Source organism: Pedobacter sp., from assembly GCF_035566355.1.
GTDB lineage: Bacteria > Bacteroidota > Bacteroidia > Sphingobacteriales > Sphingobacteriaceae > Pedobacter.
The window spans coordinates 1-12,637 of sequence record NZ_DATMRL010000682.1; the positions used below are offsets into that span (position 1 = coordinate 1).

10 protein-coding genes and 2 pseudogenes are annotated in these 12,637 nt (G+C 39.9%); 6 read left to right on the top strand and 6 right to left on the bottom strand.

Annotation, left to right across the window (positions count from 1 at the left end):
* The 5 genes and pseudogenes from VNZ46_RS26825 to VNZ46_RS26845 all read left to right on the top strand — a co-directional run.
* Positions 1-621, top strand: a pseudogene (locus VNZ46_RS26825) (hypothetical protein); the annotation flags it as partial.
* A gap of 10 nt (positions 622-631) precedes the next feature.
* Positions 632-2,065, top strand: a complete 1,434-nt coding sequence (locus tag VNZ46_RS26830) for a RagB/SusD family nutrient uptake outer membrane protein (protein ID WP_325564348.1) — start codon at positions 632-634, stop codon at positions 2,063-2,065.
* Positions 2,066-2,089: 24 nt separating this feature from the next.
* Positions 2,090-3,259, top strand: coding sequence for a redoxin domain-containing protein (locus VNZ46_RS26835; RefSeq protein WP_325564350.1), 1,170 nt, complete (start codon positions 2,090-2,092; stop codon positions 3,257-3,259).
* Positions 3,260-3,328: 69 nt separating this feature from the next.
* Positions 3,329-4,819: a S8 family serine peptidase gene (locus tag VNZ46_RS26840; protein ID WP_325564352.1), complete on the top strand. Its 1,491-nt coding sequence runs from the start codon at positions 3,329-3,331 to the stop codon at positions 4,817-4,819.
* 25 nt (positions 4,820-4,844) lie between these two features.
* A complete protein-coding gene (locus tag VNZ46_RS26845; protein WP_325564354.1) occupies positions 4,845-5,411 on the top strand; it encodes a TlpA disulfide reductase family protein in 567 nt (188 codons plus the stop codon).
* 167 nt (positions 5,412-5,578) lie between these two features.
* Here VNZ46_RS26845 and VNZ46_RS26850 read toward each other — a convergent pair whose 3' ends face one another.
* The 6 genes from VNZ46_RS26850 to VNZ46_RS26875 form a co-directional block, all read right to left on the bottom strand.
* Complete coding sequence (locus tag VNZ46_RS26850; RefSeq protein WP_325564356.1) at positions 5,579-6,103, bottom strand: GNAT family N-acetyltransferase; 525 nt, start codon at positions 6,101-6,103, stop codon at positions 5,579-5,581.
* 95 nt (positions 6,104-6,198) lie between these two features.
* Positions 6,199-6,474, bottom strand: coding sequence for an Ada metal-binding domain-containing protein (locus VNZ46_RS26855; protein WP_325564358.1), 276 nt, complete (start codon positions 6,472-6,474; stop codon positions 6,199-6,201).
* Between the two features lie 178 nt (positions 6,475-6,652).
* Positions 6,653-7,354, bottom strand: coding sequence for an alpha/beta hydrolase (locus VNZ46_RS26860; protein WP_325564361.1), 702 nt, complete (start codon positions 7,352-7,354; stop codon positions 6,653-6,655).
* A gap of 97 nt (positions 7,355-7,451) precedes the next feature.
* Complete coding sequence (locus VNZ46_RS26865) at positions 7,452-8,189, bottom strand: alpha/beta hydrolase (RefSeq protein WP_325564366.1); 738 nt, start codon at positions 8,187-8,189, stop codon at positions 7,452-7,454.
* 207 nt (positions 8,190-8,396) lie between these two features.
* Positions 8,397-9,794: a sigma-54 dependent transcriptional regulator gene (locus VNZ46_RS26870; protein ID WP_325564363.1), complete on the bottom strand. Its 1,398-nt coding sequence runs from the start codon at positions 9,792-9,794 to the stop codon at positions 8,397-8,399.
* The gene (locus tag VNZ46_RS26875) at positions 9,784-12,078 is read right to left on the bottom strand and encodes a sensor histidine kinase (protein ID WP_325564365.1); all 2,295 of its coding nucleotides are present in this window, start codon (positions 12,076-12,078) and stop codon (positions 9,784-9,786) included. The genes VNZ46_RS26870 and VNZ46_RS26875 overlap by 11 nt, the downstream gene beginning before the upstream one ends.
* Before the next feature lie 326 nt (positions 12,079-12,404).
* On the opposite strand from VNZ46_RS26875, the pseudogene VNZ46_RS26880 reads away from it, so the two are divergent.
* Positions 12,405-12,637: pseudogene (locus VNZ46_RS26880) on the top strand (endonuclease); the annotation flags it as partial.

Sequence of the window (12,637 nt, forward strand, 5' to 3'; positions counted from 1 at the left end):
ATTATCAAGTTGGCCAATGGCAGTATTAACAGTACTCCAGGTGTTGAAACAGTAAACGACTTGGTATACAGTGGAACGACCAATCCGCCTTATAGCGGTGGATTAAGCAATATATTCACTTATAAGGCTTTTTCACTAGGAGCTAACATGATCTTTAATCTTGGACATGTAATGAGGGCAGATGTCAATCAAATCTATACAAGAAGAATCACGGTAAGTACCTCAAACACGCCAAATTTCGATGGCAATCTAACTACTGACTTTTTAAATAGATGGAAACAGCCTGGTGATGAGAAGTTTACTGACATTCCTTCGTACATCCCCGGTTATGAGTCGTTTTTCACAAGAAATGTGGCCTATTATACACAGGGGGATGTGAATGTTGTAAGTGCATCCTATGCAAAGATTAGGGATATTAATCTATCTTATAAGCTACCTGATCATCTGTTAAGAAAGATCAAGGTGAAATCGGCCAGTTTCACCCTCCAGGCCACAAACTTTCTAGTCTGGACAGCAAATAAAAAAGGCATTGACCCCGAATTTAATGATCTGAATACGGGGATTAGGATTATTCCTCCATTTCGCCATTCTTATAGCATCAGGACAAATATTACATTTTAAAAAAAAGAACATGAAAGCAAATATTTACAAAGTATCAGGATTGATAATGGTAGTAGTGTTCCTTATTTCCTGTAAAAAAGACTTTTTAGAAATTGTGCCCAAAGGTAAGTTAGTTGCTACCACATTGAAAGATTACGATCTGTTAATGAACAACACAAGTTTTTATAAGATGGATGTCAGTGATGTGACAATAGTTATGGGCGATGAGATTGCTGCCGAGCAAAATTATTTCAAAAATGCCGGGACAGATGCACAAAGAGGATTTGCCTGGGAGGCCGATCTCTACACACCTGGTCAGGAAGTGACTTATATGAGTTATCAATTGCTGAATTTATACATCTGTAATAAAATCATAAACGAAGTAACCACCATTTCGGATGGTACGGCTCAACAAAAGGCAGCTTTACAGGCAGAGGCTATTGCTACGCGCGCCTGGATTAATTTTGATTTCATCAATCATTATGGAAAGCCTTACAACGAAGCTACAGCAGCGACTGATCCCGGTTTTCCTATTATTAAGGATGCTGATGTCAACGCGAAGAATTTCAAAAGAAATTCAGTTAAGGAAGTGTATAGCCAGATCATCAGCGATTTACAGGTTGCTATCGTTAACCTTCCGTTGAAAGGCTCTTTTGTAACCCGGATGTCGCGCCCAGCAGCCAGGGGCTTATTAGGAAAGGTGTATTTATATATGAACAGATACCAAGATGCATTGGCCCAGCTCAATGATGCGTTTAACGACCTCTCAAATGTTGCGTCTCCTCCTAGTCTATATAACTATAATAATGCATTTGCTGCAGATGGAGTTTTTTTTCCTATCGGTTTTTCCGGTCCGGATTATCCAGGAAATAATTATTCAAAGTATCAGGAGTCAATACTTTTAAAAACAGCTAATCTGGGTTTTAGCTACGGATTAGTTATGACACCCGAGACCATGAATTTATATGGAACTTCAGATTTGAGAAGAAATTTTTACGGTAATGTGCATTCAGATCGCACACCGATTCCGGGAGGATTGTATCGGAAGTATGCAACGTATTCACATGTGGGTATTGAGCTGGCTGATCTTCTGTTGATGCATGCTGAAGTCCGGGTACGAACCGGCGATTTTGTAGGTGCGAAGGCCGATGTAGAATTATTGCGCAAGAATAGGATGCCGGTTGCAGAAGCCGGTGTACCGGCCAGTATAACATCGGATACCGATCTACTGAAATTTATTATCGATGAACGAACTCGTGAATTTGCGGGAGAGGGGCAGCGTTGGCTAGATATGAGAAGACTTTCGTTAGACCCGGTTTTCTCTTCCCGTACTTATACACATCATACCTACGGCGCTGACGGAGTGACGGTGACCCAGTCCAATCAGCTAATGCCATTACGGTTTACGCTAAGATTGCCGCCTTTAATACTTCAGACAAATCCTGGAATGTCAGATAATCCTTAGTATTTAATTTTTTATTATAAAACGATGAACTTAAAACAATTATTAAAAAGCAGCGGATTATTCGTTGTATTTCTAACCGCATCTATGGGGCTTTTGGCCCAGAAACCATTTTCTATTACTGGCCAGATTGGAAAGGACCAGCAGGGGATGATGACGATAAGATATTTTATGAACCATACAGATATGGTAGATTCCTCGAAGGTTGTAGATGGTAAGTTTTCATTAAAGGGACAAATACTTGAACCTATATTTGCTTCCCTTACATTTATTCCTTCTAACAAGGAGATTAGAGGTGAATACAGGGAACTCTTCCTTGATCCAACCGACATAACAGTTATAGGAAATTCATCACTTTTAACTTCAGATATTAAAGGCGGGCCCTCGATGGTCGACTTTATGGCTTTAATGGAACTATATAAACCCATAGCCAAAAAAGGAGATGAACTGGATGCACAGGTAAAAAAGGCAAGGGAAGAAGAGGATCAGGTTAAGTTAAAGGAATTAAGTAGTCTGCAAAGGCAATTAATGGCTGAAAAGATGAGTATTCAGACTGCTTTTATTAAATCTCATCCGGATAGTTATGTCGCTTTTAACTTGTGGTCAAGGAAAAAGAATGGAATTGTGGACCCGGGTGTAGTAGAGCCGGAGTTTAACTCCTTTTCTAACAAGATGAAAAATAGCATAGAGGGGAAAAGGATGACCAGTCGATTGCCTGTCGCCAAAAAACTCCTGCCAGGTAATATGGCTCCTGATTTTACTTTAAATGATATATCAGGAAAACCAGTTTCTCTTTCTTCACTAAAAGGTAAGCATGTTTTCCTTTTCTTTTGGTCAAGGAATTTCATACCATTTGACCCTCTTGCTTTTGCCATGACAAAAATCAGCAGGCAGTTTAAGGATGAAAATCTGGTTATTTTATCTGTTTATTACGATACACCTAATACACAATATGTATGGAAAGATGTATTGGAAGAATCTTCTTTGATAGCTGGCAATATCATAAATGTAAAGGACACAATGCCTTTGGTGCCTTATGATTCTAATGAAAAGAGTTCACTGATGAAAGCTTATGATGTATCTCTGGATGCGGGACCTCATGCTTACCTGATTTCACCGGAAGGAAAAATTTTAATCCGTGCGGTTGATCTAATAAAAGATCCTGTTGCCGATATTAAGAAGGCAATGGGTAAGTAGCGGATGAGTGACAGGGTAGTTATTGTTAAAATTTGAATAATGAAACTAAAAAAAATAATTTTTTTAATCATGCTATGTAGCGCATTTGGAACTGTCCATGCGCAAAAAATCAACTGGCAAAATCAGGATTTGGAAAGGGACGGCGTTTTTGGAATCAGCACAGAGCGGACCTATACTGAGTTGTTGAAAGGTAAGAAGGGTAAAGAGGTGATTGTAGCTGTTATTGATGGGGGGGTGGATACCAGTCATGTTGATCTTAAACCGAATCTATGGCATACATCTAAGAAATGGGGATGGAGTTTTTTAGGCTCAGCCAGAGGAAATGTGAATAACGAAACTCTTGAACTTACCCGTTTAATCAGGGCTGGCCAGAAACGGTTTCCAGATTTGAATAATTTACCTGCTGATACCAATGGTCTGGCTGTATACAAAAAGTTATTGCCTCTTTTTCGTAAGCAGTTTCAGCAAGCTAGAGACGGTCTTAACTATATGAGCGGTTATAAATTGGCTTCAGATACGATATTTGAGGGAATTGGAAAACCCAAGCCAGCGCTAAATGATTTAAAAACCTATGTTCCGCTAACGTTACTTCAAAGTTCAATTAAAGCGATGATTTTAAATGAATTTAAAAAGGATTCTACGCTTACCATGGAAGGTTTTAGAACTCAATTAAGTGATGGCGTGAAACACCTGAAAGAGCAGTACGACTATGGTTTAAATTTGTCTTTTGATCCAAGAGATTTGGTTGGGGACAACATTGGTGATATTAAAGAAAAAACTTACGGAAGTACAGATGTGATGGGGCCTGATGCAAGTCATGGTTCACATGTTTCTGGAATTATTGGTGCTGTCAGGAATAATGGTATCGGGATTGATGGGGTAGCTGATCATGTTAAAATCATTAATGTTAGGGCAATCCCAAATGGAGATGAAAGAGACAAAGATGTTGCTAATGCAATTATCTATGCGGTAGACCAGGGGGCGAGGATCATTAACATGAGCTTTGGCAAGCGTTACTCGCCAAATAAGGACAGAGTGGACGAGGCAGTTCGGTATGCGATGTCTAAGGATGTTTTGTTGGTGCATGCAGCCGGTAATGATGGACTGGATTTAGATAATGAGGGCGATTATTTTCCTAATAAATTTTATTCTAATAGTAGGGACACTGCACAAGCCTGGTTAAATGTTGGCGCAAGTAATGCTCAAGATGATGAAAAGCTTGTTGCCTCATTTTCTAATTTTGGAAAGACGAGGGTGGATGTATTTGCTCCGGGTGTTGGTATTTATTCAACACTACCGGGATCAAATTATAAAGCTTTGGACGGTACAAGTATGGCTACACCTGTAGTTACCGGACTGGCGGCATTGATCAGATCTTATTATCCAAGGTTAACTGCTGTACAAGTGAAAGAAATCATTATGAAATCTGTGGTTAAGGTTGGCCATGATGTCCAGGTAAAAAAGAAAAACGTCATCGTAAATGTGCCATTTACTGAGGTATGTATAAGTGGTGGAATTGTAAATGCATACCAAGCCATAAAATTGGCTGCCAGGTACTAAAAAAATGAAAACTAAAAAATTAAACATGAAAACGATAACTAAAGTAGCCGGAACAGTTCTCTTTCTGCTATTCTGTACCTCTGATAGTTTTGCTCAGATTACCTATCTGGATGTGAATGAAAAGGTGGAGCAGTATCCAAAGGTGGAGTGGCTTAAAGGAGAGCCTGTAGCGAAATTTGAAAAAGATAAGATTTACTTGATTGAACTTTGGGCAACCTGGTGTAAGCCCTGTATCGCTGCTATGCCGCATTTGAGTGAACTGAATTCCAAATTTAAAGATAAGATTATTTTTATTGCTCAGGATGTATGGGAAGAGGAACTTGATAAGGTGAAGGAATTTATAGTCAAAAATGAAAAATTGATGGATCTTCGCGTTGGGTACGCAGGTTCGAAGGAGTCAAGTGACTTCCATAAAAACTGGATTAAGCCATCTGGTACATTTGGCATTCCAAGAACTTTTATTGTTCAAAATAATACATTGGTTTGGATGACCTCGCCGGACAACTTAACCGAAGAGATTCTGCAATTGCTTGTGGATCATAAATTTAGTATAGAAGTGGCAGAAAAATTGGCTAAAAAGAATAAACCGTAAAATCGAAGTTACTTAAGTCTAAAAATGTATAAACAAACTGTCGCGTCGAACAATTTCTATATTAGAATTTTTCCCCGACAGTTTGTTTTTCTTATTGATGGATGTACAATTTAGAGCGTTAACTTCCCTTCAGATTGTGCTTTGACCGGGTAGGGTGGAGAAAAAAGTTAGATTGAATGCTTCTCCTGAACTTCAATCTGGAACAAGCTTACTGTTGCGTTGTTATAGTGGGCTGGTAATCCTTCTGTATTTTGAAGTTTTAGCAATCCTAAAAATTCAAAGCCACATTTTGTATAATAATTAATCAGCCCGGTGTTCTCGCCGACGGTATCCATACGCACAAATCTTTTTTCATTGCTCAGCGCATATTCCTTTGCCCATTCTGCAATCTGCTGCACCAAATTTTGCCCTCTGAATTCAGGATTTACGGCGATCCTGTGGATATAAACTGCGGGATCATGATTGCGTTCTTCCCAAATTTGGGGATCATCAAAGGTCGTTGCCCATACACAAGCTATTTTACCGTCAATAATGATCTTCCATTGTCTGTTTTCCTCAATTTCTGTCTGTACCAGGTTGAGTTCAAATTCTGGCCAGTGAACAATGAACTTCGATTTTTGAAAATCTGTGGCGATGCTGTACAGTCTGAAAATTTCTTGAATATCTTTATTTGCTGAGTTTTGTATTTCCATGTTATAATTAAATTAACTCCATAAAGTTACGGGTATAAATAAAGGTATAACAGATACAGATATTGAATAAATAAGGATAACAGATTTGTGAGTTTCTATGCTGTGGGGTAATACTGAGAGACTTTCCAGATTTGATATTTTTCGGGGAGACAGCGACCGCACGGCCTGTATCCATTGGATAGTGCTTCGGCTTCATCTTTAAAGAAAACACGGTTTTCAACTTTCATTCTTTTGCCCGATGAACAAGTAAGCAGGCCGTATATCTTCGCTTTCTTGTAACCGCCAAGGGTAACATCACCTTTACGGATTAAGGAGCCGATAGCCTTTTTTCTTTCTTTAAGGGTTCTTCCTATGTCTGTATGGTTTATCATCCTTTTTATTCAAAAGTAGTTTGTTTCTCTTTCGCAGGAAAGCCGTTTCTTGCGGTTTTAAGTTGGCTCATTTTAAATAGTCCCTATACCATATTAAAGAACAGCAATCTTCCAGAAGAAGATTGCTGTTCTTTATACTTTTACAGGATACGGATTCAAAAGATCATATAAATGAAAACTAGGCTTCTGAAGCTTTTTCGGCTGCTTCAATAATTACACCGGCAACAATCTCGGGTTGTGACATGAAGATCACATGGCTGCCCTTAACTTCGGTTACCCTGGTATTGGAACGGCTGTACATATTCTTTTGTATCTCGGGGTTGATGCTCTTGTCTTCAGTAGCGATCAGACCATAAGCTGGTTTGTGCCTCCATGCTGCATCTGTAATTGGGCTTACAAAACCTTTAGCATAAAAAGCACCCTGTGAAGCATACATAAAGGCGGCTTCACTGGCATCAATATCGGCGCAGAAACCAGCGTGGTATTTATCTTTGTCATAGTATACAATGCCTTTTTCATCTGGCGGTAAGACACCGTTTTCTGGTGCAGGGGCTGCAGTTTGTAGCCATTGCAGTGCCGATTCACCGTTATCTGGCTGGAACGCTGCTATATAAACCAGGGCTGCAACATTTGGATGGTTACCGGCTTCAGTAATCACCGCTCCGCCCCAGGAGTGACCGGCAAGAACCGCAGGTCCGCCCATTCTGTCTAATGCAACGTGTGTAGCCAGAACATCATCTTCCAATGAAGTTAAAGGATTCTGTACAACGGATACATTATATCCCTTTTTAGTTAATTCATTATAAAGTGCTTTAAAGCCAGAACCATCAGCGAATGCACCGTGCACAAGCACTACATTTTTTACATTTGAGTTTTTCATTGTTTTAGGAATTATTTTTGTTTTTAATCATTTAACAATACAAAGATCTCGTTTAAACCAGTGGTGGGGAATGGGACAATCTCCCGAAGAATTGTAATTATTTCCCTGCTGGAATTTCGGTTGCTGCTTTAATGATCCATGCAGCTACGGCTTGGGGTTGAGACATGAAAATACAATGGCTTCCTTTGATCTCTGTGACCTTGGATTTAGAACGTTCATATATCCTGTGCTGGATCACAGGATTGATCATTTTGTCTTCTGTAGCGATGCAGGCATAGGATGGCAGATGTCTCCAGGCCGGATCGGTTATAGGGGTAGCAAAAGCCTTTCCTGCAAATTGCCCTTGAGAATCGGCCATAAGATCAGCCTGTTCTTTTGGAATGTCTGCACAGAAACTGGTATGGTATCTGGCCCTGTCAATGTAAACAACGCCTGCATCATCGGGAGGTAATATCGCATTTTCGGGTAGTACAGGAGCGGATTGAAATAATGTAAGATCCGATTCTCCTTTATCGGGTTGGAATGCAGCTACATAGACCAGGCCTGCAACTTTAGGGTGATAACCTCCTTCTGTGATCACCGCGCCGCCATAGGAATGGCCGACCAGAATGCACGGGCCGTCCAACCGATCCAGTTCGTGGCGTAAGTTTTTAACGTCATCTTCTAATGAGGTCATCGGTTCCTGCAGAACAACCACACGATAACCTTTTTTAACCAGGATGCTGTATACCCCTTTCCAGCCCGATCCGTCGGCGAAGGCACCATGTACAAGAACAACATTTTTAATCTGTGCAAATGAAGATGAACAGGCAATAAGTACCATTGCGAGCGCCATCACTAAATGGCGACCGATTTTGTTAAGTTTTTTTTACATGACAATTAAAGGTTAAGTTTTAAAGCCTTAATTGTCATGATTTATGCCTTTATTTTAAGGTGTTGATTTTTAGTAGTTTAGATTTTTTAGTGCTTGGTTTTTTTTTGAAATAAAGTAAATGATGGAACGTTTTTGTTTATATTTCAATAATTCAAGATGCAGAATGGATCAACCTTTATAAGGCCTGTTGTTTTTCTTAAGTCCAAGTTTTTTGATACCCAGTTTTTTGATCCGGGAATTTAAGGTGGGCACTTTCATTCCCAGGATTTCTGCGGCGCCGCCAGAGCCATAAACCTTCCAGTCACATTCCTTAAGCACCGACTCAATATGTTCCTTTTCTACATCATTTATGTTTTTTGAGCGGGAAAAAGCGGAAGAAGTTAGTCCTGGTTCAGTTTCCATGTCCACATAGCTGATCTTATCCCCCGAACAGAGAATAACGGCCCTGTGGATAATATTTTCAAGCTCTCTGATATTACCCGGCCATTGATATTGCTGCAGCAATTCCATTACATGAGTCTCGATTCCAGTAATATTTTTAGCCTCCTGATTGCTGTATTTCTTAGCGAAGTGATTGGCAAGTAAGGGAATATCATCTATACGGGCCCGTAGTGGAGGTGAAACAATAGGGAAGACGTTTAGCCGGTAATAAAGATCAGCCCGAAAACGGCCTGACGCCATTGCCTCCTGGAGGTTCCGGTTAGTGGCAGCAAGAATACGGACATCTACTTTTTTGGTCCTTCCTCCAACGATCTCGATTTCTTTTTCCTGTAATACCCTTAAAAATTTGGCCTGGATTTCCAGGGGAATCTCCCCAATTTCATCCAAAAATATAGTTCCGCCATTGGCTTGTTCAAACTTACCGATCCGCGTTGTTGACGCATCTGTAAAGGCTCCTTTTTCATGCCCAAACAGTTCTGATTCTATCAAGTTGGCAGGGAGTGCAGCGCAGTTTACAGTAACAAATGGTTGATTAGAGCGGGCAGACTGCTTATGGATGTTTTGTGCAATCAGTTCTTTTCCAGTGCCGCTTTCTCCAAGGATCATCACAGCTACTTCTGATTGTGACACGACTTTAATGTTACTTAACAACAATAATACAGCTTTGGAATCACCAACAATATTACTGCCAGCCTTGGCTTCAAGCAGGGGATTCGCTGCTGTTTTGTTTTTCAGCTTTAATTCAATGTCCTGCATGTGGGTATATAAAGCAACATCAAGCGCGATCAAAATGTCCTTTTCACGAAAGGGCTTTAACAGGAAACCATAAGGCCGTGTCATTTTTGCTGCATCCAGTACCTGCTGCCGTGAATTTGCTGAAATGAAAATAAAGGCAATATTCTTTTGTGACAACATTTTAGCCAGATCAATTCCTGTTAAGCGCCCCTGGAGCTGAATGTCTACCAGTACCATATCTGGTTTTTCTGTACTTATGATTTTTAGCGCAGCAGCAACAGAGCGGGCGATATCGCATACCTGGTATCCGGCTCGCAAAAGGATGAGTTCGAGATTGCTGGCTTCGATATATTGATCTTCAACAATGAGTATTTTAGTTTTAGGTGGCATCTGGTATATTGTTTAAAAGTTCTTGCATATTAATTACCTCCTCTTCTGCCGGGATCCGGTTGCATATTAACTTGATCTCTGTACCTGTATCATTATTAAAAGAGATCTTGCCTCCAATATCATCACAAAGACCTTTTATCAAACGCAGGCCCATAGATGGTGCGGGTTTGTTGATCAACTCCATATTGATGCCAATACCATTGTCGGCTACAATTACAATTATTTTTTCGCGGTCTTCGTATAATTTAATAGAGATCCGGCCTGCGGCATTTTTAGGAAAGGCATATTTTATGGCATTGGTCACGGCCTCATTAATGATCAAACCAATGGGAATTGCAATAGACGCGTCGATTAAAACGGGGGCAATTTCCAGGTGGAACGTGATGTTATTTTTCAAATCATAGCAATCCTGTAGATAATGGATAAGAGATGTGACATAATCATTCATGTCGATGGTTTTTACGTCGTCATTCTCATAAAGTTTCTGATGGATCAACGACATGGCATAGATGCGGTGCCTGCTATCGTCAATGGCTTTCAAGGCATCCTTTTCCAGGTAGGTAGCTTGTGATTCCAGCAGACAGATTATAGTGTGCAGGTTGTTCTTTACGCGGTGGTGTATCTCTCTGAGCAGCCATTCTTTTTCCGAAACCAATTTCTCCAGCAACGAATTTGTTCTTGCGATTTTACGCATTGCTTTTTTTCGAAGGATAACCATTCTTAACAGAAGTGCGCTGACAATAATTACAATTATGGTAAAGGCGATGGTTATGTTTCTCATCAAAACAGCCTGCTTAAGGTTTGCGCGCTGGAGCTGTTCATTTTGGGTAAGCATATGGATTTTTTGTTTGCTTTCTGCTAACTCATATTCTTTCTCTTTTGTATCGTATAATACTCTGAGATTTGCTTCCTGCTCGGCTTTACTTACGGTATACATGGTGTCTCTCAGTTTTGCGTACCGAACCAGGTAGGAAATAGCAGATCTCATGTTATGACTGGCCGTATCGATCTTAAAGTGCGCATGGAATGCGCCTGCTTTGTTTGACATTCTATTATCGAAGCGCATCATAGTTGAATAGGCCAGTTTCCAGTATTTATAGGCATTATTGAAATCAGATGCAAGTGTGTAATAATCTGCAATAGCCGAATAAGTTTCCTGTCCGATATGACGAAGAATACCTTCATTTGCAGTACTGATTAATTTTATCAGCTGCATACTATATTTCTTCCCATTAACCAGATCTTTTATGTCCGTATAATAACCTAAATATAAAGTGCCTGAAACGTACTGGTTTTGGAGATCATTTTCCGGGAACCGGGAATGGATCCGATCTAATAATTGCTTCAATTTACCATACTCATTGTCGTGCCTGTAAGCTGTATATAGATTTACTGTGAGATTGAAAATAGCCCCTTTGTCATTGAGCTTTTCTGCCAGTTTTAATGATTTAAGCCAATATTTCTTTGCGTTGGCGTAATCCAGTAACTGACAATACTGCATTCCTGCAGTATTATAGATTTGGCACATCGTCATACTGCTGTCTCTGGCTCTTTCTGCAGTTTGTATGGCCATTAAACAATAATGCAAACCTTCTTTATCATTTCCCAGATCCCGGTAAATTCCAGACATTTCTACATAGATGTCCTGGACGTTCCTGTAGCCATAACTAAAATAAGTGTTCATTGACCGCTGATAAGCTTCGAGGGCCAGGGCCAGATTCCCTGGATCAGATCGGCTTATGCCATACAGATCTCCAATTGATTTCCATAAGCCAGCCCTGGTCTTTATAAACTTTGCGTTTTGAAAACATGACATAGCTTCATTAAGCAGTTTGATCTTTTGCTTTAGCTGGACACTATCATCAATGTTTAAATAATCTCCTTTCTCCAGTAATGCTCGCCCAAGAAAATCACTGCCGGGTTTCTTTTTCAAGAATGTGAGTGCCTGGTCATTCAGGCGGTTCCCTTCTTCCTTTAAATCTTTCCGCTTACTGATCAAGGCTGCTAAAAACAAGATTTCACCAGCTGTTGACGGAGCGTTTAAAGTTGTTTTGAGATATTGGGCTTTCTTAAGGGCGACCGAGGCGCTATCGAGATCTTTTGGCGTTTTAACGGGCTTGTTGATATAGTATTCGCCCTGCACAACACAGGCGAGCACCCGGCTTTCGGGCCTATTATGGCTATCATTAATAACACGGTTCAGAGAATCTATTGTTCCTTTACTCTGGGCCAATCCCTGCAACACTATACCAAGCATTAACCAGATAAAAATGAAGTTCTTCATTGTAACTATATTCTTTCTTTGGATAGACAGTGAACAGATCTAACAGGGAAGGGCTCGGAATTATATTCTTAAATATAAACATATTTCCTTTTTAGTAAAAGGCATAGATCGTTGACTGGAGAATAATAGAATAGGAGATACCTCGCTCACCGTTTTGACGGGAATGCTTTCGGTTCTTTGAACAATATTATTTTTTTATTAAGGTTAATGAAATCTATAATAATTTCTTTTTGAAGAAGTATGTTTGCTGAACAACAGGTGAAAAGATGCACCATTTCCTTTCAAAAGGAAAGCTAAATTCAATCTTAATTTTATAGGAGGTATGCATGGAAAAAATGAAACTGTTTCTGGTCACAATTTGCTTCATTCTAATTTCGGGTATTGCCAAGAGTCAAACAGGTAATTATGCGCTGTGTCTGGATGGTCTGGATAATAATCCTTGTATCGGAATGGATATTATTAAAAATCAATGGACACTGGAAGCCTGGATTAAGGGCAACGGTAAGCCATGGAAAAATAGAGAGGCTATTATTGGAACAGGTGAATATGGAGAAATCAA